General features: G+C 53.6%; 16 protein-coding genes. 10 read left to right on the forward strand and 6 right to left on the reverse strand.

Translation table 11 applies throughout. The features are described from left to right. The first annotated feature begins 3 nt into the window (after positions 1 to 3). Together NR177_RS01295 and NR177_RS01300 are read left to right on the forward strand one after the other, a co-directional pair. Complete coding sequence (locus NR177_RS01295; RefSeq protein WP_074180990.1) at positions 4 to 135, forward strand: entericidin A/B family lipoprotein; 132 nt, start codon at positions 4 to 6, stop codon at positions 133 to 135. 102 nt (positions 136 to 237) lie between these two features. Then, positions 238 to 372, forward strand: a complete 135-nt coding sequence (locus NR177_RS01300; protein ID WP_014606758.1) for an entericidin A/B family lipoprotein — start codon at positions 238 to 240, stop codon at positions 370 to 372. A gap of 40 nt (positions 373 to 412) precedes the next feature. On the opposite strand, the gene NR177_RS01305 is transcribed toward NR177_RS01300, so the two are convergent. Then, positions 413 to 937, reverse strand: a complete 525-nt coding sequence (locus tag NR177_RS01305) for a lipocalin family protein (RefSeq protein WP_096011454.1) — start codon at positions 935 to 937, stop codon at positions 413 to 415. Positions 938 to 1071: 134 nt separating this feature from the next. On the opposite strand from NR177_RS01305, the gene epmA reads away from it, so the two are divergent. Continuing rightward, positions 1072 to 2049 (forward strand): elongation factor P--(R)-beta-lysine ligase, encoded by a 978-nt coding sequence (gene epmA / locus NR177_RS01310; protein WP_256852141.1) that lies wholly within the window; start codon positions 1072 to 1074, stop codon positions 2047 to 2049. Positions 2050 to 2168: 119 nt separating this feature from the next. Here the strand turns inward: epmA and degS are convergent, their stop codons facing one another. The 3 genes from degS to zapG form a co-directional block, all read right to left on the reverse strand. Beyond that, positions 2169 to 3230: an outer membrane-stress sensor serine endopeptidase DegS gene (gene degS, locus NR177_RS01315; protein WP_145393450.1), complete on the reverse strand. Its 1062-nt coding sequence runs from the start codon at positions 3228 to 3230 to the stop codon at positions 2169 to 2171. 89 nt (positions 3231 to 3319) lie between these two features. After that, entirely contained in the window at positions 3320 to 4696 is a 1377-nt protein-coding gene (gene degQ / locus NR177_RS01320; RefSeq protein ID WP_109716706.1) for a serine endoprotease DegQ, read from the reverse strand. 109 nt (positions 4697 to 4805) lie between these two features. Further along, on the reverse strand, positions 4806 to 5207 hold the full coding sequence (zapG, locus tag NR177_RS01325) for a Z-ring associated protein ZapG (RefSeq protein ID WP_063878122.1): 402 nt from the start codon (positions 5205 to 5207) through the stop codon (positions 4806 to 4808). A 177-nt stretch (positions 5208 to 5384) separates the two neighbouring features. Here zapG and zapE point away from each other — a divergent pair, with 177 nt between their 5' ends. The 5 genes from zapE (at position 5385) to sspB (ending at position 9019) form a co-directional block, all read left to right on the forward strand. Beyond that, the gene (gene zapE, locus NR177_RS01330; protein WP_063878123.1) at positions 5385 to 6512 is read left to right on the forward strand and encodes a cell division protein ZapE; all 1128 of its coding nucleotides are present in this window, start codon (positions 5385 to 5387) and stop codon (positions 6510 to 6512) included. Positions 6513 to 6737: 225 nt separating this feature from the next. Further along, on the forward strand, positions 6738 to 7166 hold the full coding sequence (gene rplM / locus NR177_RS01335; protein ID WP_063878124.1) for a 50S ribosomal protein L13: 429 nt from the start codon (positions 6738 to 6740) through the stop codon (positions 7164 to 7166). A gap of 15 nt (positions 7167 to 7181) precedes the next feature. Further along, a complete protein-coding gene (gene rpsI / locus NR177_RS01340) occupies positions 7182 to 7574 on the forward strand; it encodes a 30S ribosomal protein S9 (RefSeq protein ID WP_063878125.1) in 393 nt (130 codons plus the stop codon). A 314-nt stretch (positions 7575 to 7888) separates the two neighbouring features. Further along, positions 7889 to 8530 (forward strand): stringent starvation protein SspA, encoded by a 642-nt coding sequence (gene sspA / locus NR177_RS01345; protein ID WP_013024313.1) that lies wholly within the window; start codon positions 7889 to 7891, stop codon positions 8528 to 8530. A 3-nt stretch (positions 8531 to 8533) separates the two neighbouring features. After that, the gene (gene sspB / locus NR177_RS01350; RefSeq protein ID WP_063878126.1) at positions 8534 to 9019 is read left to right on the forward strand and encodes a ClpXP protease specificity-enhancing factor; all 486 of its coding nucleotides are present in this window, start codon (positions 8534 to 8536) and stop codon (positions 9017 to 9019) included. Positions 9020 to 9148: 129 nt separating this feature from the next. Here sspB and NR177_RS01355 read toward each other — a convergent pair whose 3' ends face one another. Both NR177_RS01355 and NR177_RS01360 read right to left on the reverse strand, forming a co-directional pair. After that, positions 9149 to 10906, reverse strand: coding sequence for a sulfite reductase subunit alpha (locus NR177_RS01355; RefSeq protein ID WP_063878127.1), 1758 nt, complete (start codon positions 10904 to 10906; stop codon positions 9149 to 9151). Between the two features lie 174 nt (positions 10907 to 11080). Then, a complete protein-coding gene (locus NR177_RS01360; protein ID WP_256852142.1) occupies positions 11081 to 16612 on the reverse strand; it encodes a glutamate synthase-related protein in 5532 nt (1843 codons plus the stop codon). 892 nt (positions 16613 to 17504) lie between these two features. Here NR177_RS01360 and arcB point away from each other — a divergent pair. Both arcB and mtgA read left to right on the forward strand, forming a co-directional pair. After that, positions 17505 to 19841, forward strand: a complete 2337-nt coding sequence (arcB, locus tag NR177_RS01365) for an aerobic respiration two-component sensor histidine kinase ArcB (protein WP_063878129.1) — start codon at positions 17505 to 17507, stop codon at positions 19839 to 19841. Between the two features lie 879 nt (positions 19842 to 20720). Continuing rightward, on the forward strand, positions 20721 to 21440 hold the full coding sequence (gene mtgA, locus NR177_RS01370) for a monofunctional biosynthetic peptidoglycan transglycosylase (RefSeq protein ID WP_256852143.1): 720 nt from the start codon (positions 20721 to 20723) through the stop codon (positions 21438 to 21440).

Raw genomic sequence — 21440 nt, forward strand, 5'->3', positions numbered from 1 at the left:
ACCATGAAAAAACGGGCAAAACTTATCGCGTTGGCGTTGCTTGTCACTTCTGGACTAAGCGCCTGTAACACCTTCCACGGTTTTGGCGAAGATGTTTCTCACTTGGGCGGCGCTATCTCTCGCGCGGCTAAATAACTTATCCACGTTTCCTTTTTCCGCAGCTCAGGCTCGCGGCGTTGCGTAATCAGTCTATGCTTTAAAAGCTGTACTTATAATGCAATCAAAAAGGATATGGATATGTTAAAGAAAAGTATTGTTGCGATTTTCTCTGTGATGATGTTCTCTGCACTGCTTTCTGGCTGCAACACCACGCGCGGCGTTGGCGAAGACGTTGAAGCGGGCGGCCACGCGATTCAGCGCAGTGCGCAGTAAATAAAAAAACCGGTACGAACCTTTTCGTACCGGCTTTCTTTTATCCCTGCTTAACCCAAATCAACTCATCAACCGGGAAACCGGCCTGGCGTGCCTGCTGCACAAGCTTTTGTTTCACGCCGTCATCCAACTGCGGCGTCCGTGAAAGAATCCACAGATAGTGGCGGTTAGGGCCGCATACCAGCGCATATCGGTAGTCGGAATCCAGCGCTATCACGTTGTAGCCACCGTAAAATGGACCAAAGAACGAGACCTTCAGCGCCGCACGCTGCTTGTCGCCAGTAAAGTAAGCTTTGCCTACGCTTTCCTGCCAACGCTGTTTTTTGACGTTATAGCCGCGATTAACAACTTTCAGACCGCCATCCTCACGCGGGCTGTAATTTGCTGTGACCTGTTCCAGGCCGCGTTCAAAGCCATGATCCAGCCGGGCGATCTCGTACCACTGACCGAGGTAACGCTGGCTGTCGAAGTTTTCAATGACGGTAACGTTTTTCGGCGGGGTAGTTGAGCAGGCAACAGACAGAAATGCACTTACGCTGGCGACCAATGTTTTCCATGGAGACATAAAAAGATTCCTTTGTGATTTAGCCTGTTAATTATAGAACCCCTGCCGTTTCCTGGACAGGTTTGCGCCACGATTGTTTGCCACCCACATTGCGAGTAGACTTCCCTCCCTTATTTGTATCTGGAGTCATCACCATGAGTGAAACGGCAAGCTGGCAACCTGGCGCTTCCATTGCCAATTTAATTAAACGCGCAGCCATCATTGCTGAAGTACGTCGTTTCTTCGCCGATCGTGGCGTACTGGAAGTCGACACGCCAGCGATGAGTCAGGCCACAATCACTGACATCCATCTGGTGCCCTTCCAGACGCGCTTTGTCGGGCCTGGCATGTCCGAAGGCCGCGACCTCTGGCTGATGACCAGCCCGGAATACCACATGAAACGCCTGCTGGCTGCCGGGAGTGGCCCCATTTATCAAATGGGCCGCAGCTTCCGCAACGAAGAGGCCGGACGGTATCACAACCCTGAGTTCACCATGCTGGAGTGGTATCGCCCCCACTATGATATGTACCGGTTGATGAATGAAGTTGATGATCTGCTGCAGCAGGTGCTGGAGTGTGACAGCGCAGAGTCGCTCTCTTATCAGCAGGCCTTTATTCGCCACCTTGAGCTGGACCCGCTTTCCGCTGACAAAGCGCAGCTGCGCGACGCAGCGGAAAAAATGGGTGAGGGCGAGCTGGCAAGCCGGGAAGACGATCGCGATACCTTGCTGATGCTGCTGTTTATGCTGGGCGTGGAGCCCAAAATTGGCCAGGACAAGCCGTGCTTTATCTATCACTTTCCGGCCAGCCAGGCGGCATTAGCGGAGATCAGCACCGAAGATCATCGGGTGGCTGAACGCTTTGAGGTTTACTACAAAGGTATTGAGCTGGCGAATGGTTTCCGTGAACTCACCGACAGCCGTGAACAGCGTCAGCGCTTTGAACAGGATAACCGTCGGCGCGCGGCGCGCGGTCTGCCGCAACATCCCATTGATACCTACCTGCTGGCCGCGCTGGAACACGGTATGCCGGCCAGTTCTGGCGTCGCTCTGGGTGTGGATCGTTTGATCATGCTGGCACTGAACGCAGAATCGCTGTCTGAGGTGATCGCGTTTCCGGTGGACCGCTGCTAAGTCTTGCCGCCCCAGCCCTGAAAAACCGGCGCAGCTGAAAAGCCGCGCCGCGCAGGCAGAGCACCAGGAGGGCCAGGATTGCCCTTCACCGCATTGCGCCGGGCACCGGCTTACCTGACCTACTGACTGTTATCGGGAAACTCCAGAATCGTTACCGGTAGCGTCAGCTTCTTGTCATTGCGCAGCACCTGGACATCAACTACCGATCCGGGGCGAATTTCAGCAACCTGGTCCATGGTTTCCTGTGCCGATATAGCCGGTTTACCGTCTACGCTCAGCAGCACATCATTTGCCTGAATACCGGCTTTCTCAGCAGGCCCGCCGGGGGTAACCACGCTGACGATAATGCCCTGAACCCGATCAAGACTGTTGCCCTGACCGTGTAACGGCGGCACCTCTCGGGCGGTGATCCCGATATAGCCGCGTATCACCCGACCATCACGGATCAGCTTATCCATGATTTTGGACGCCAGCGGCGTGGGAATAGCAAAACCGATCCCCTCTGGCGTTTCGCCATCGCTGCTTTTATCGAACGTCAGGGTGTTAATGCCCATAAGTTCGCCCAGGGAGTTGATCAGCGCACCGCCTGAATTCCCCTGATTGATGGAGGCATCGGTTTGCAGGAAGTTCTGGCGGCCTGAAGAGCTAAGCCCAACACGGCCTGTCGCACTGATAATGCCTTGGGTAACCGTTTGTCCCAGGTTGTAGGGGTTGCCGATAGCCATCACCACATCGCCAATATGCGCGACGCGTTTGGGATTAATGGGGATAACCGGCAGATTAGAGGCGGTAATTTTCAACACGGCCAAATCGGTCATGGCATCTGAACCGACCAGGGTGGCTTCAAAAAAACGGCCATCCTGTAGGGCGACGATAATCTGATCGGCATTGTTGATGACGTGCTTGTTGGTCAGGATGTAGCCCTTGGCATTCATAATCACGCCCGAACCCAGCGTGGTGATACCGCGGTTGTTGTTCCCATGTGCGCTGCGGTTGTAAACGTTCACAACGGCAGGCACGGCACGCCTCACCCCTTGATTGAAGCCAAAGGGCGTTTCGTCGTTACTGTCATTTTGACTATACAGGGCAGCACTGCCCAAACGCAGTGCGGGCAGCGCCACGAGCAAGATGCCCGCAACAATCAGTCCCAACACCACTGAACGCAAGAGTTTAAGAAACATGGTGTTAAATCACGTCAGGGGAGAACGCTGGGGAGAATAACATGAGAGCGGCGGACACACACGCGCTTGTGTCCGCCGTAATGCGTGGTTTATCTCAATAACAGATAGATACTTTCTTCACCGCGTACCACATTCAGTGCCATCACCGGTGGTTTGGCTTCCAGCACCTTGCGCATTTCGGCAATGTTCTGAACCCGCGTGCGGTTGACACCAATGATAACGTCATCTTTTTGCAGACCAACCTGCTCGGCAGGCGTCCCTTTTTCGATGGCATCAATTTTCACGCCTTTATCGCCGGTCTTGGTCTGACCGTCGCTCAGCGTTGCGCCTTGCAGTGCCGGAGAAAGCAGCTGTGCGCTGGCTGTCGTCTGGGCACTTTGCTCAAGGGTGACATCGACGCTCACCGGTTTCCCTTCACGCAACAGGCCAAGCTTAACTTTCTCGCCCGGTGCCGTTGTGCCGATTTTCACCCGCAGTTCTGCGAAGCTGGTGATCGGTTTGTCGTTGACCGAAACGATGATATCGCCTGACTTGATACCGGCTTTTTGAGCAGCAGACTGCGGCAGCACTTCAGAGACGAATGCGCCACGCTGAGCGTCCACGTTAAACGCCTTGGCGATATCTGCGGTCATCTCAGTGCCTTTAATCCCCAACTGACCCCGTTTCACTTCGCCGTACTTAATCAGCTGCTGTGCCAGGTTCATTGCCATATCGCTGGGAATAGCAAAGCCAATGCCGATATTGCCGCCGCTGGAGGCCAGAATGGCGGTATTAATGCCGATCAGCTCGCCGTTCAGGTTAACCAGTGCGCCACCCGAGTTGCCCCGGTTAATGGCGGCGTCGGTCTGAATAAAGTTTTCCAGCCCTTCGAGATTCAGGCCACTGCGGCCCAGCGCTGAGATAATCCCTGAGGTTGCCGTCTGACCCAGGCCAAAGGGATTACCAATGGCAACGGCAAAGTCGCCGACTTTGAGTTGATCAGAATCGGCCACTTTTATCTGTGTCAGGTTTTTCGCGCCCTGAATCTGAATCAGGGCAATATCGGTCTGCTCATCGTGACCAATGAGTTTGGCATCATATTCACTGCCGTCGCCGAGCTGAACGTTGATTTTGTCAGCACCATTGACCACGTGATTGTTGGTCAGAACGTAGCCCTTGGCGGCATCGATGATGACACCGGAACCCAGTCCCTCAAAGGGTTGAGGCTGGGCTGGTCCGCCGCCAGGCAACTGGCCGAAGAAGCGTTTCAGCGGCTCGGGGATATCCTGAGCCTGGGAATCAGATTGCGTGCCTTCAACATGCACACTGACCACCGCAGGTAACACTTTTTCCAGCATTGGGGCCAGGCTCGGCAGGGGCTGGCTCTGAATCTGTGCGGGCAGCGTCGCCATCGCGCCGGGCGCAGCGGCAAGACTCATTCCAATACTCAAGGCTAATGCGCTTAACAGTCGTGCTTGTTTTTTCATTGCTACAACGCTCTCGCTGCAAAAAGTGGGGGGAATAAATCAATGAGACAGCCGTTTGTGGCCGGGGTTCGCAAAAACAGCGGGCACAGCGTGGCTGTGCCCGATAAGCTTAGTCGCGGACGGCGCGTTCACCACGCAGTAAACCGGAGGCGCCTTCAGAATAATCACGCGGCATCTGCACCGGTGCCTGATCGTTATCGGCTTCTGCCTCGGTCAGTTGCCATGCAAAGGGATTTTTATCCCCAGGCATATTGGGCAGCAGATCGTTGGAACCTTTCGCCATATGCTGATAGAGCTGACGATAATCGCGCGCCATGTTATCCAGCAGCTCTGCGCTTTGCGCAAAGTGATTGGTCAGCTCCTGGCGATAATCTGCCAGCTCGGCCTTGGTCTTATCCAGTTCATACTGCATGCTGCGCTGCTCACGCAGCTTCCGGTTGCCAAAACGCATTGCCACTGCGCCGACAATAATACCTACCACTAAACCAATTAGCCCGTATTCCCAGGTCATAATGACTCCCGTGTTATTTCCGTTGTTCCGTAGGGCGTTGCACCACTTAATAGTAGTCACTATACCCGTTAATCTTATGGATGTGGAACTCTGGAGCGCCATGCCTTAGTGTAGAGCGGCCTTTTTTTCGACAAACGACGTTTGAATAAGACAAAATTCAGGGACACTGAGATAACCATGCAAACCTCATCTCCGCTTGCCCGCTACGAGCAGGCGCTATCACAGGGCGATTTCAAGCCCGACGATGTACAACGTGAAGCGATTACCCGCTTAGATGCTATCCAGCAAGGGCTGATCGCGCGTCAGCATAATACCGAACCCGCCTCATCAGGGTTGTTAGGTCGTCTGTCGAAGCTGGTACGAAAAGAGACGTCACACGCCAAAGCGCCCGTTCGTGGCTTGTATATGTGGGGCGGCGTTGGCCGCGGGAAAACCTGGGTAATGGATCTGTTTTTTCAGTCTATTCCTGGCGACCGCAAACTGCGTTTGCACTTCCACCGCTTTATGCTGCGTGTGCATGAAGAACTCACAGAACTGCAGGGGCACAGCGATCCGCTACTCATCATTGCCGACCGCTTCAAGGCTGAAACCGATATTCTCTGTTTTGACGAGTTTTTTGTTTCTGACATCACTGACGCCATGCTGCTGGGTACGCTGATGGAAGCGCTGTTTGCGCGCGGCATCAGTCTGGTCGCAACCTCGAACATCCCGCCTGATAACCTGTATAAAAACGGCTTGCAGCGTGCACGCTTCCTGCCTGCCATTGAGCAGATTAAGCAACACTGTGAGGTGATGAACGTCGATGCGGGCATTGATTACCGTCTGCGTACGCTGACGTCAGCACATTTATGGAAGTTCCCCTTGGCACCTGACACGTACGCTGAGATGGATCGCCTGTTTCAGGCGCTGTCAGGCGAAAAACGCGGTGAAGCGCCGGTGCTGGAAATCAACCATCGTAAAATGGCAACGATGGGCGTAGCGGAAGGGGTGATTGCCATTGATTTCAAAACGCTGTGCGGAGAAGGGCGCAGCCAGCATGATTACATTGAGCTGTCGCGCCGCTTTCACAGCGTTCTGCTGTTTGATGTGCCGGTGATGATCTACAAAACGGAAGATCAGGCGCGGCGTTTTCTGGCGCTGGTCGACGAGTTTTATGAGCGCCATGTCAAACTGGTCGTGGCGGCAGAAACTTCGCTGTTTGAAATTTATCAGGGCTCGCGCCTGAAATTTGAATATCAGCGCTGTTTGTCGCGTCTGCAGGAAATGCAGAGCGAGGAGTACCTGCGGCTGGCGCATTTACCCTGAGATTACGCGTAATAAATGAAAATAGGGTTCGATTTTTGTAATCGACTTCTCTATAATCTTGCGACCCCACGTTACAGCACAGGATTTTTTTCCCAAATCCTCTGCGTTCCGGTAACGCTATCCGAAGGGGTGGCTTGCTGGTCAAAATGGTCGTGTGAGCCTCATTCGTTTACTTAAGCGTTTGGGATTTCACCAACGTGTAACTTAATTTGGGTAAGCTTTTCGATGAAAACTTTTACAGCTAAACCAGAAACCGTCCAACGTGACTGGTATGTTGTTGACGCAACTGGCAAAACCTTGGGTCGCCTGGCGACTGAACTGGCGCGCCGTCTGCGTGGTAAACATAAAGCGGAATACACTCCGCACGTTGATACTGGTGATTACATCATCGTTCTGAACGCTGAAAAAGTTGCTGTAACCGGCAACAAGCGTACTGACAAGATCTACTATCACCACACCGGCCACATCGGTGGTATCAAACAGGCGACCTTTGAAGAGATGATTGCTCGCCGTCCTGAGCGTGTGATTGAGATCGCGGTTAAAGGCATGCTGCCGAAGGGCCCGCTGGGTCGTGCTATGTATCGTAAACTGAAAGTTTACGCAGGCAACGAGCACACCCATGCGGCACAGCAACCGCAAGTTCTTGACATTTAATCGGGATTAAAGGCAATGGCTGAAACTCAAAACTACGGCACTGGTCGCCGCAAAAGCTCTACCGCTCGCGTATTTATTAAGCCGGGTAGCGGTAACATCGTTATTAACCAACGTTCTCTGGAACAGTACTTCGGTCGCGAAACTGCCCGCATGGTAGTTCGTCAGCCGCTTGAGCTGCTGGACCTGGTTGGTAAATTCGATCTGTTCGTCACCGTTAAAGGTGGCGGTATCTCTGGTCAGGCAGGTGCGATCCGTCATGGTATCACCCGCGCTCTGATGGAGTATGATGAGTCACTGCGTGGCGAACTGCGTAAAGCAGGCTTCGTTACCCGTGATGCTCGTCAGGTTGAACGTAAGAAAGTCGGTCTGCGTAAAGCACGTCGTCGTCCTCAGTTCTCCAAACGTTAATTGTTGCTGCTTCGGCAGACACAGTTGGCAAAAAACCCGCTTCGGCGGGTTTTTTATTTTATGCATCAGGTCGCCCTGTCGCATAAAACCACAATACTGTTCGCATTTTGCCCGCAAAAATGCATTCCCCCACCCACAAGCTGCCTAAAATCTGGTAAACTCTGTGTCACTTTGCGCCCGCAAGCTGGCGCGTTATGCGCCTGGCATTTGTCGGGGGTGGTTAGCGCGAATTGCGAGCGAGTTCTATGAGCAGGTGAGTCGCCGTGTGGTTGGCTATTCGCAGTAACTTTTTGTGAACAAACTGGGAGGTTTTCATGGCTGTCGCTGCCAACAAACGTTCGGTAATGACGCTGTTTTCTGGTCCTACTGACATTTTTAGCCATCAGGTACGTATTGTGCTTGCCGAGAAAGGTGTCAGCGTAGAGATCGAGCAGGTCGAAATGGATAACCTGCCGCAGGATCTGATTGACCTCAATCCGTACCGCACCGTGCCGACGCTGGTAGATCGCGAACTGACGCTGTACGAATCACGCATCATCATGGAATATCTGGATGAGCGTTTTCCACACCCACCGTTGATGCCTGTTTACCCTGTCGCGCGTGGCGAAAGCCGTTTGATGATGCACCGTATCGAACAAGACTGGTACAGCCTGATGAGAAAGGTTGAGAACAGCAGTGGTCAGGAAGCTGAAGCGGCGCGTAAGCAGCTGCGTGAAGAGTTACTGGCGATTGCCCCTCTGTTTGGACGGACGCCATTCTTTATGAGCGACGAGTTCAGCCTGGTTGACTGCTATCTGGCACCGCTGCTGTGGCGTTTACCGTCAATGGGTATCGATCTGCTCGGTTCAGGCTCCAAAGAGCTGAAAGGCTATATGAACCGCGTATTTGAGCGTGACTCCTTCCTTGCTTCACTGACTGAAGCTGAACGTGAAATGCGCCTGCAAGCCCGGGGCTGATTTATGGAAATGTCACAACTCACAGCCCGTCGGCCTTATTTACTGCGTGCTTTCTATGACTGGTTACTGGATAACCAGCTCACACCGCATTTGGTCGTCGACATCAATCTGCCTGGTGTTCAGGTACCACTGGAATATGCACGTGATGGTCAGATTGTATTGAACATTGCGCCGCGTGCCGTCGGTAATCTTGACCTGGGTAACGATGAGGTTTCGTTTAACGCACGTTTTGGTGGCGTTCCGCGTCAGGTGAACGTCCCGATGGCGGCTATACTCGCTATCTACGCGCGTGAAAACGGTGCAGGCACGATGTTTGAACCTGAACCGGCCTACGAAGGCGGGACGCAGGAATTCCCAGAGAATCAGGAAGAAACGGTGATGTCAGTCATTGACGGCGACCGCCCTGATGATGCCAGCGATGATGATCATTCACCTGATGACGATCCGCCGCCACGTGGTGGCCGTCCCGCACTGCGTGTGGTGAAATAACACAGCATGCCCGTCACCTCGACGGGTATTTTTTTGCCTGCCAGATAGCGCGTTTTTGCCTGCCAGAGAGCAGGCATAAAAAAATCCGGGAACACAGGTTACCCGGATTTTTGCTTTCTGCGGCAGGGATTAATAAACGTCGCGCAGGTAGCGTTTCTCTTTCTTCAGCTGATCGATGTAGTCGGCCGCTCGCTCGCTGGACAGCCCGCCAAACTGGCGCACGATTTCATACAGCGCGCTATCGACGTCTTTCGCCATGCGTGATGCATCGCCACAGACGTAGAAGTAGCCCCCTTCCTGTAGCCAGGCATAGAGCTCTGCGCCCTGTTCCAGCATCCGGTTCTGCACGTAGATTTTCTTGTCCTGATCGCGCGAGAAGGCCAGATCAAGACGCGTGAGCAAACCGCTCTCCTGCCAGGCTGTGAGCTCTTCGCGATAAATGAAGTCGTGCTCCTGATGCTGATCGCCAAAGAACAGCCAGTTCTTGCCCTGGGCACCTGTCACCTGACGCTCCTGCAAAAACGCACGGAACGGCGCGATGCCCGTACCCGGTCCCACCATAATCAGCGGGGCATTGCCGTTGGCGGGCACACGGAAGGCTTTGTTAGGCGAAATAAAGATCGCGGGCTTTTCACCACGGCGCACGCGCTCTGCCAGGTAGGTTGAGCACACACCGCTACGGTTACGGCCACCGCTGTGATAGCGCACAGAGGCAATGGTCAGGTGCACCTGATTAGGATGCGCTTTTGAGCTGGATGAAATGGAGTAGGCGCGGTGCTGCAGCGGGCGCAGCAGGGCAACAAACTCTGTCACGCTCAGGCTACGCGTTAGCTCAAGCTGCAGCAGATCCAGCGTATCTTTGCCCCACAGCCAGACACCCAGGGCATCTTTATCATCATGCTGAAGGACATGGCGCAGCTCCTGGTTGGTGGTATTTTGTCCTACCCACTCAATCAGCTTGCGTGATGGCTCAGAAATTTCAAACTGGTAGGTCAGCAGGTCGCCCAGACTTCGGTCGAAACCCGGCACCGGCGTCTGATAATCGGCGTTCAACTGCGTAAGCAGCAGGTTAACCAGCGACGGTTCGTTGACCGGAATCACGCCAAGCGCGTCACCGGCTTCATACTTGAGACCGCTGTCGCTAAGATCAAACTCGAAGTGGCGAATGTCCTTGGCTGACTGTTCGCTCGACAGGCGCTTGTTGGTGATCAGGGCAGCCGCATAGGGGTTGGATTTGTTGCTGCCAGGAATGACGGGTGCTTCCGGGGCGCTCTCCAGCACCGTGCCGCTGCTGCCTGCGCTGCTGGCAAACTGTGGCATCGTGCTGTTCAGCCATTCATTCGACGGCTCTTCGTAATCAATATCGCAGTCGATACGGTCGACAACGCGTTTTGCACCAAGCTGTTCCAGACGCATATCCAGGAACTTACCTGCCTGGCAGAATCCGTCATAACCGGTATCGCCAATGGCCAGCACGGCGAAGTGCATCTGCTCCAGGCGCGGCGCAGTGCTGGCTGAAATCGCGTCCCAAAACAGCTGGGCGTTGTCGGGCATTTCACCTTCGCCATAGGTTGAGGTGACAATCAGCACGTGGCGCATGGTGGCGAACACGTCGAGATCCACATCGCCTAATGCCTGAACGACGGGCACCAGACCTTTGGCTCGGGCTGATTTCGCCGCTGACTGGGCCAACGCCTCAGCATTGCCGGTCTGAGAACCATAAAGGATGTGCAGTTGGGTGGTGGCGGCAGCACTGCTGCCCGCCGCTGGCTGCTGTTTATCTTCCAGCACCAACAAACGGGAGTGCAGGCCAGCCAGAAAGCCCGCCAGCCAGTATTTCTGGTCACCATTAAAAGGTGCATCTTCAGGAATATATGGAATTTTCATGGATACCTTTACTCAATCCCGCTCTTGACCGTCATACGTCGCCGTGTCGATGGCAGTCGGTTCCTGCGCGCTCAGCAGCTTGCTGCTGAGCGGATAAGGTTGCCGCTGCGCCCGGTACGACGAATAAATCCGGGTAATCATGATTAAACACAGTTCTGTTCACTGACTCTGCTGTCAGGCCAGTTTACCCACCGCTGCTGCAATTTCAGGTAACGCCGCACGCGCAAACAACTCTTCAAAATCAGGCAGGCGACCGAGGATTTCACGGTTGCAGGCATCCTGATACATGATCCAGCCATAGGTGGCCAGGCTGTCCATCGAGCGGATGTTACGTTGCGTCAGTGCCGCTTTATAATCGGACATGCGTTTTGAACCGATCAGGCTGGCCAACTCGCTGTCACTGTAGTTTTCAATCGCTGCTCGCGCATGGCGTTGCAGTTTACTGATCAGAGAAAAGTCTTCTGTCATCAGCAAATTGCGGACGGCTTTCTCCACGGCAGGGGCCTCAACTGAGGTGCCTTTAGGTAACTTACCTAATGCCAGTTGCTGCGCAAAGCTCAGTACGGTGTAGTTGTTAAGCAAAACAAACATTTCCTGCGTATCGGTCGCCCCATAGGCCGGTACCGCACCGTCAGCAATGGTTTTGCCTTCACGCCAGGCGGCTTTGAATTTGGCTACCTGATGGGCAGCCAGCGCCGTCGACAGTTCTTCCAGCAAATCCTTACGGGATTTCGCCTTCAGAATTTCACCGCCGTCCTGATAAAGCAGCAGAGAACGTGGCATCACGTAAACAAAGTGCTGACACTCGGTTTCCCAGTGTTCCAGCAGCCAGGCGGCACGCGGAGACTGCGTGGCCGCAAGGTGCCAGTTCAGCATGGTCCAGACCGCCTGCTTATGGATCTGCGCCAGCTCATCCTGGTCGGCAATGGAGCCAAACAGGACAGAATCGCCTGCCGCATGGTTGGCCAGTGAGCCATAGGGATCGTACTGGTAAGCAAAACCGCCGCTCATGCCGTTACCGAAGCCTTTACCAAAAGTGCCCAGGTTTAACACTGCGCCGTTGGTCATATATTCGCAGCAGAAGTCACCGACGCCTTCCACCACGGCAGTTGCACCGGAGTTACGTACCGCGAAACGGTCGCCCGCCTGGCCCTGAACGAACAGACGGCCGCCGGTTGCGCCAAACAGGGCGAAGTTACCGATCAGGACGTTGCCATCGCTGTCCTGTGCGCCGCCACCGGGTGATAACACCACCAGTTCGCCGCCGCACTGGCCTTTACCGACGCCATCGTTACAGGTGCCACGATGTTTCATCACCATGCCGTCATTGCAGAATGCACCAAAGGACTGACCTGCTGAGCCTGTTGTGGTGATGTTTACCGTTTCAGGTGCCAGGTAGCGACGACCGCGATCGTCCTGCAGCACGGCCGGCATCGCCTGGATCTGTGCCGCCGTCAGGGTGTGATTCAGCATGCGCTCAATATCGATAGCTAACTGACCGCCCACGCTTTTATTGCGGTTGTTAAGCACGACCTCGTGGCCCAACTGCAGCGTTGTTTTGCCCTGTTCCACCAGCTGCTGGCTGAGCTCTTCAACCCAGATGTCATCCAGCTCAAAATCTTTTTCCAGGTAAACCGGCTTGTCGATTTTCAGCTCTGGCACCACGGTGAGCATTGCGCGCAGATCCAGCTTGCCTACTTCCAGCGGGTGATCCATCAGGTGGAGCAGATCGGCGCGACCACGCGCTTCACGCAGGGAGCGCAGGCCCATCCGCGCCAGAATTTCACGCACTTCGTGTGCGACGTTCAGGAAATACTGTGCGAGCTGACGTGGATCGCCATCAAACGCTTCGGCGTTCGTGGTTAACCCTGCCGGGCATTTAACGTTACAGTTTTTCGCCATCACGCATTTCAGCATCATCAGCGCAGTGGTACCAAACTCAAAGCTGTCGCCGCCCAGCAGCGCGGATTTCACTACATCGCTGCCGGTTTGCTGTGCGCCGGAGCAGCGCAGCAGCACTTTGTCGCGCAGACCGTTTGCACACAGCGCCTGATGGACTTCGGCGATGCCGATTTCCGCTACGCGTCCGGTATATTTCAGGCTGGTCACCGAGGCCGCGCCTGTGCCGCCGGTGTTACCGGCAACGTTAATCACGTCAGCACCGGCTTTTGCCACGCCGACGGCAATGGTGCCAATTCCCTCGGAGGACACCAGCTTCACAATGACGCGTACGCGGGCCGCTTTACAGTCGTGAATCAGCTGCGCCAGATCTTCAATTGAGTAAGTATCGTGGTGCGGCGGAGGAGAAACCAGCTCAACGCCCGGCGTGCCGCCACGCGCTGCTGCGATCTCCACGGTCACTTTGGCCGCAGGAAGCTGGCCGCCTTCGCCGGGCTTCGCACCCTGGCCGATTTTGATCTCCAGCTCTTCCAGCATCGGATCGGCAAGGTAAGCCGCCCAGACACCGAAGCGGCCAGAGGCCAGCTGTTTGATGCGTGAGGCACGAATGGTGCCGTGACGCGAGTAGTGTTCGCCGCCTTCACCGCAGTTGCTCATGCCGCCAACCATATTGGTGCCGTGCGCGACCGCTTCATGCGCCGGAGCCACCAGCGCGCCGTGGCTCATTGCGCCAGAGGCGAATGTGCGGGTGATTTCGCATGCGGGTTGAATATCGCTCAGCGGCAGCGACGGCAGCGCGGTAAAGATACGTGACAGATAGTCTGCCGCTTTGCCGCTGGCGGTCACTTTCAGGCCACCGGCGACCACCTCAGCCGTTTCAATTTCGTCATTAAAGCGGGCTTTCAGCGCACGAGACAGGTTAAGCAGGCGCTCGCTCTCCGGCTTCAGCCCGACAATCGCATCGGTCAGACGCAACATAAAGGCGTTCTGGCTGCCTTCAATGGCATCACATACCAGACCGCGCGTGGCAAAGCCGTTGTTGGTCAGCGAGTAGCGACCCAGCTTACGCCGGAATTCGGCTTCACTGTCGATGTGGGTCAAGTCCGCCGGGAAGGCCAGAATATCGCGCAGTGCAGCGGGACGGCGCTTGCGCTCTTCATACATCAGGCTGGAGAACTGACGATAATCGGCCGTAATGGCAAAATTATTCATCACGTCATCCGGGATGCGCTCAAAGCTGCTGTCTTTGAATGTCTCTGGCTTGATGCCAAAGGCATTTTCCAGACGGGCCAGCGTCATCAGCCGAATAAAGTTATCCTCTTCACGCGCTTTGTCCGCGAAGCGAATCGGTTCTTCAGTCATATCAATAAAGGTGCGTACGGCAATGGTGCCGTAAGAGTGGCCCGCGCCTTCTGCACGCTCTTTAAACAGCCCCAGCAGGGGCACTTCGGATTCGCCCTGAATTTTCAGTGCGCTTTGATGCCAGTCCACCGCCATCTGCGCGATAGTGGCAAAGCCTGCGCCGCCGACGGGCGTTTTGATATTGGGGTAATACTTTCTCAGGACCGGATCGTCCGTATTCAGGAAGTTAGGCTCAAAGAATTCCCCGCTACTGTAGCTCTCTACGGTACACAGGCCGACTTTGCCCATGGTTTTCATCAGAGCTTTTTCAGCGGCTTTGGCGTAGCGTTTAAAGGCTTTATTGCCTTCCTCGCCTTCACCAAATTTTTCCTCAGCGCGCATTTGCACGCCAAGCGGATAAACGGCCGATGCGCCAAAGCCCAGCGTGGCAGCAATATGATGGGAAGAGATAATCTGCCCACTCTCTACCACCAGTGAAACGTCAAGGCGCAAGCCTTCCTGCACCAGACGCTGGTTAACCGCAGAGATAACCAGCAGCATTGGCAGGGCCGCTTGCGTGGAGGAGATATGGCGATCGGTCAGTACCGCGATGCCGCCCTGTGAACGGGCAAAATCCACCACCTGCTGGGCCAGATCGTCAATCGCTTTTTCCAGCGCACTGGCGTTGGCCGTGCGGCTGAGCAGGTCTTTGCCGATTACCGGTTCATACAGCATGTCAAAGCGGGCATAAGGCGCGACATTCTGTTCACGCAGCTGTAGCATGTCCAGATGGGTCAGAATCGGCGTAGGCACGATGATCTGGCGGCCTTTACTGCGTCCCAGATGCGGTTTCGCCCCCAGGGCTACGCGCAGCGTCATGCCGTCCGCTTCACGAATGGAGTCCAGCGGCGGGTTAGTCACCTGGGCAAAGCGCTGTGAGAAATAGTGCGCCATGCCGCCTTCATGATCGGACAGGCCGTTGATGGCGTTGCCGTAACCCATCGCCGAGATTTTCTCTGCGCCGGTGTTCAGCATGGGGTCCATCATGAACTTGAAGCTTTCCTGGTTGTAGTAGTAAGCCACGAAGCGCTGATAGGTTTTCAGATCGCCGCGATAGCGCAGGGGAGAGCCCTGTTGTTCCGCGGGAATGACCGGCAACTCTTGCAAATCGACACGCGATTTGCTGACCAATGCGGCATAGTCTTTTTCTGCAGCCAGTTTTTCCAGCGCCTCATGCGTGGTGTAACTGCGCTTTTCGCGATGATCAAAATAGAGCATCCCGCCAGCTTCGATACGACCACGGCGCAGCACGCTTTCAGGTGGGAACGCGATCTGGCCCGCTTCAGACATGGCACCAATATACTCCGCCGTTTCAACCGAACGCAGTGGACGCAGCCCCAGGCGATCAAGACGTGCACCAATCACTTCGCCGTTACCAAAGATGAGCGCGGCAGGGCCATCGTTTTTCTCTTCGTACAGCGAAAAATACTCCAGCATGTCGCGGACGGCAGGGGAGAGCGCGGTATCGTTTTCCCAGGCCGGGGGCATCATGGAAACCACGGCGGTGATCAGATCCAGATCGTCTTCCATCAACCGGCTGTGAATACTCTGGTCCAGGCGCGAACTGTCAGACTGACCTTTTGGTCGTACAATCGTTTTGCCACGGGCAGAGGCCAGCGCGGATTCGGCGATACGGTTTTTACGGTCGGTATTCAGCTCACCATTATGGGCCATCAACCGGAAAGGTTGCGCCATGGTGGTGTGCGGATCGGTATTGGTTGAGAAGCGAGTGTGGAAAAACAGTCCGCGTACCTGATGATCGGGATCGGTCAGATCCTTGAAGTAAGGAATCACTTCATTCGAGTTCAGGCGGGCTTTAAAGACTTGTGTGCGGGATGACAGCGACAGCGGATATAACCCGCCGAACTCGCTTTGGGTAAAGGCCTGGGCCTCAATGGTCAACAGTGCGCGATAGATCTGTTTTTCAAAATCACTTTGCTCACTGATGTCCTGAGGTGCGGCAAAAATCCACTGCACAATAGGAAGCTGAAACTGCACGGCAGCCGGACGTGTCACACTGTTATCCAGCGGCATTTCGCGTTTCATGATAACCGGCAGGTTAAAACGGCTTAACGTCTCTTCTACCAAACGTTCGGCATTGGCGCGCAGTTCAACGTCTTTAGGAACGAAAAAGTTACCGACGCCAAAGCGACCGGCTTCCAGCGCCTGACCGGTAATTTTACGGAAGAAATGCAGTGAAAGATCGACGTTAACGCCTGCGCCATCGCCAACGCCCTCAGCAGACATGCCACCGCGGTGCGGCACCGTGCAGAGCGCGCTATGCGCCATACGCAGAATTTCATGGGTCTGCTCGCCGTCCTTACGGGTAATGAAACCTACACCACAGCTGTCACTTCCTGCTGCTGGGTTATATAAGCCATAGGAATCAGGTTTTTTACTGGACATTGAGGGTCTCCTTAAACTGCTCTAGACATTACCTGCATTGTTTCAGGCACTGAGTTCAACTACACAATCTTCCCAGCGCAAATTCTTTCATTTCCGCGCCTGACAGCCTGCGCGGTTGGGTTTTGCGCACTTTTCAGCGTCAGGAGGAGATGCCCCTTGATGCGTAGTGCGTGTTTTTTCCGTTCTCGAAAGGAGATGACTCAAACCATGTGGACGTCATGTTGCATAGATATGCCGTGACGCGTGCCCATCATGAAAGCTTTCAGCGGAATTCCAACTTATCGGGAAAGCGAATCGAGGTCAAATAGCGAGTCTGACACAGTTTAACCTCGCTTTTATGTCGTTAACCTAATGAAATTATTATGTTTTTATGTCTAAAATGTGTCAGTTTTTCACTAAGGTACAAGGGATGAAATGTGAACTGTATCACTGTGCTGTAGGCGTGAAATCACTTAAGTATGCTGGAGACGAGGTGCTAAACAGCATCAAATGCTGCTTCAGGCAGTGGAAGCGCAGGATGTATCTGTTTTTCTTATAGCAGCAAATTTGAATGAATAAGGGCGGCATGATTAGCAAAATTAATTACGGTAGGTTGCTTAAAAATACGATTTATATGAATGAGTATGCATAAAAAGCAGGAAATCGCGGCAAAGGGACGTTGCCGGGCGAAAAAAGACGAGCAGATAAGACGCGCCTTTTTGACAGGCGGCCGTACAGATTCATTGAGTTAGCACAATTAGTCAAGGGTTTTAGCGGTAAGGTCATGAACGTCGGCGAAGCAACCGCCTTTTGCACCATTAAAGTGCGTTAGCGCTGGGATCTCACCGGATGCATTGCGACGACCACGAAGTAAATACGCTATCATGTGCCTGTTCTCATCCAGGGAGTGTTTATGAAACAGATTCGCCTGCTGGCGCAATATTATGTTGATTTGATGGTCAAGCTTGGCCTGGTACGTTTCTCGCTGTTACTGGCGTCGGCGCTGGTCGTGCTGGCCATGATTGTTCAGATGGCCGTGACCATGGTGCTGCGTGGTCATGTTGAAAGTATCGATATGGTCCGATCGGTCTTTTTTGGTCTGCTCATCACCCCTTGGGCGGTCTACTTTCTTTCTGTCGTCGTGGATCAACTGGAAGAGTCACGCCAGCGCCTGGCACGGCTGGTGGATAAGCTGGAAGAGATGCGTACGCGCGATCTTGAACTGAACCAGCAGATGAAAGAGACCATTTCCCAGCTCAATCAGGAAATCACCGACCGTAAAAAAGCCGAAGAGGCACGTGAACAGGTGATGGCGAAGCTGCGCGAAGAGGTTGCTCGTCGCGAACAGGCGCAAATCGAACTGGAGCAACAGTCCTCCTTTCTGCGCTCTTTCCTGGATGCGTCACCGGACCTGGTCTTTTATCGCAACATCGACAAACAGTTCTCAGGCTGTAACCGCGCCATGGAACTGTTAACCGGCAAAAGCGAAAAACAGCTGATTGGGCTTACCCCACGCGACATCTATGACAACGACACGGCCACCAAAGTCCTTGAAACAGATGAAAAGGTCTTCCGGCATAACGTGTCGCTCACCTATGAACAGTGGTTGCAGTATCCCGATGGGCGTAAAGCCTGTTTTGAGATCCGCAAAGTACCTTATTACGATCGGGTAGGTAAGCGGAGTGGGCTGATGGGCTTCGGACGCGATATAACCGAGCGTAAACGCTACCAGGACGCGTTGGAGAGCGCCAGCAGGGAGAAGACCACCTTTATCTCAACGATCAGCCACGAGCTTCGTACGCCGCTTAACGGCATTGTCGGCCTGAGTCGTATTTTGCTGGATACCGATCTGAATCAGGAGCAGCTCAAGTACCTTAAAACCATTCACGTCTCTGCGATTACCCTGGGCAATATTTTCAATGACGTGATTGAAGTCGATAAGATCGAACGTCGTAAGGTCCAACTGGATAACCAGCCGGTCGATTTCACCAGTTTCCTTGCCGATCTGGAAAACCTCTCAGGCTTACTGGCCCAGCCGAAAGGGCTGAAGTTCGTGATGGCACCACAGTTACCGCTGCCGCATAAAATCTCTACCGATGGCACGCGCCTGCGACAGATTCTGTGGAACCTGATTGGCAACGCCGTGAAATTCACCCAGCAGGGAGAGATTGTCGTGCGTGTGGCCTACGAGCAGGATGAAACGCTGCGCTTTGAGGTACAGGATTCCGGGCAGGGGATTCGTCAGGAAGAGCAGGATAAAATTTTTGCTATGTACTATCAGGTCACCGACCAGCATGGCGGCAAGCCAGCGACCGGAACCGGTATCGGCCTGGCGGTTTCACGCCGTCTGGCGCAGGCCATGGGCGGGGATATCAGCGTAAGCAGCGCACCGGGACAGGGCTCCTGCTTTACGGTGGTGATAAAAGCTCCGCGCATCGCAGAGGAAGTGGAAGATGAGGGCGTGGACGACACGCTGCCGCTGCCGGCCTTACATGTGCTGCTGGTGGAAGATATCGAGCTGAATGTGATCGTGGCCCGCTCGGTGCTGGAAAAACTTGGGTGCAGCGTAGAGGTGGCCATGACCGGGAAGGCGGCGCTGGAGATGTTCGATCCGCTGGAGTTCGATCTGGTGCTGTTAGATATCCAACTGCCGGACATGACCGGAATGGACGTTTCACGCGCCCTGCGCCAGCAACATCCTGATGCAAACCTGCCACCGTTAGTCGCCTTAACGGCCAACGTGCTGAAAGATAAAAAAGAGTATTTTGATGCGGGCATGGACGATGTGCTCAGTAAACCGCTTGCCGTACCGGCGTTAACGGCCATTATCAAAAAGTTTTGGGACTATCAGCCTGAAAGTGATGGCCTGCCCGTGACGGCGGCGAGCGCCAGTCAATCCGATGCATTACTGGATATCCCGATGCTTGAGCAATACCTTGAGCTGGTGGGGCCGAATCTGATCACGCAAAGTCTGACCATGTTTGAACAGATGATGCCGGGTTACCTGGATGTACTGGATTCTAATCTGATGGCGCGCGACCAAAAAGGCATTGCTGAAGAGGGGCACAAGATCAAAGGCGCAGCGGGATCGGTGGGTCTGCAGCACCTTCAGCAGGTGGCAAAGCAAATTCAAAGCCCTGAGTTACCGGCCTGGTGGGACAATGTGGGCGAATGGGTTGAAGAGCTTAAGCGTGAATGGCGACACGATGTGCAAGTACTGCGCGAGTGGGTGGCTGAAAAACAGCGGTAGTACAAAAAAATGACCCCAGCCGAGGCCGGGGTGCGCTAATACTGCGCCAACACCAGGGAAAAAGACGCTGCTGCTATGCTTAATGTTTTCAATGCAACAGCGGGGTATTGGTTAACACTTGCAACACCTTAGCAAATTCAAATTACCTTGTGACAAGATTCATTAAAATTTGTGATGTTGAACCGCGTTTAAATACAGGAAACATTAATTCGACAACATAGTCAAGCAAGGAATCAATTAAACAGTCACATTGGTTATTTTTTAATCAAAACTTCTGTTTTTTGTACGGGCTTAACCCAAATTTGTTAACAAAACCTGTGTTGCGCGCTGTAACCAAAATTTTTCATCGCTGTTCTGGATTAAAATAGATATAAACTTATGATAATAAAGAATAATGAAGAAATTCGTTCCCGCGGACCCAAAACGTTTCGGAAAACCTGATCTTCCCGCACCATTAAAAGGTTTTACCGATAGAAAACGCTTTATAGTTCGGCGAAAACATAGGGTTAAAACACCGTCTTGTAACAGTTAAAACACGAAACATGACGACTGAAAGAACATTTTGTCTCCAGCTAATGGAAACAGTTTGCTGCCCCAACAGAATTATACATAAGTTATATGAAACATTGAGGCGAGGTATTGTCACAAAATGGTATCATCTTTCTGAAAAAGTAGAGCGCACGACAGAGAGGATGGAACCGATTCCTTCTCTGCGGAAGTAATTGAACTCATTCAAACTATTGTTGCATTCACAATGCATTTTCATTCTCTTGTTATAAACATTGCACATTGTCACCCCGTCTTTTTCGGTAAAGATTTTTATTGCGGGTGGTGATTACGCCTGAAATTAATTAACACAAAAAAATTTGAGACGATCGTATGAGTAAGCATAAAGGGAATCTGTGGCGGCGCATTAAGCCGCTGGTGATGCGCATTGTATTGATTTGGGTGGGACTGTGGCTGGCGGGCATTTTACTCTTTTCGTTTGTACCGGTGCCGTTCTCTGCGGTGATGGCGGAGCGTCAGATAGGTGCCTGGTTTAGAGGCGATTTTGGCTACGTATCCCATTCCGACTGGGTAGGCCGAGAGGAAATCTCGCCCTGGATGAAACTGGCCGTTATTGCTTCAGAAGATCAAAACTTCCCCAATCATTGGGGCTTTGACGTGGCGGCCATCCAGTCCGTTCTGCACGACAGTGACAGCCGGATGCGCGGTGCATCAACCCTGTCGCAGCAAACGGCAAAAAACCTGTTTTTATGGGATGGACGTAGTTGGATTCGTAAAGGGCTGGAAGCAGGATTAACTGTTGGGCTGGAAACGGTGTGGACCAAACGGCGGATCTTAACGGTTTACCTGAACATCGCGGAGTTTGGCAAAGGCACTTTTGGGGTAGAGGCTGCGTCACGCCGCTTCTTTAATAAGCCCGCCAGCCGTTTAACCATGTCAGAAGCGGCATTGCTGGCTGCGGTTTTACCCAATCCACTGCGCTTTCGCGCAGACGCGCCATCAGGCTATGTTCGTCAACGCCAGCAGTGGATTTTGCGTCAGATGCGTCAGTTAGGTGGAGAAGGCTTTCTGCAGCGCAATCACCTGAACTGA

Source organism: Pantoea sp. Fr+CA_20 (assembly GCF_024520835.1).
GTDB lineage: Bacteria > Pseudomonadota > Gammaproteobacteria > Enterobacterales > Enterobacteriaceae > Pantoea > Pantoea allii.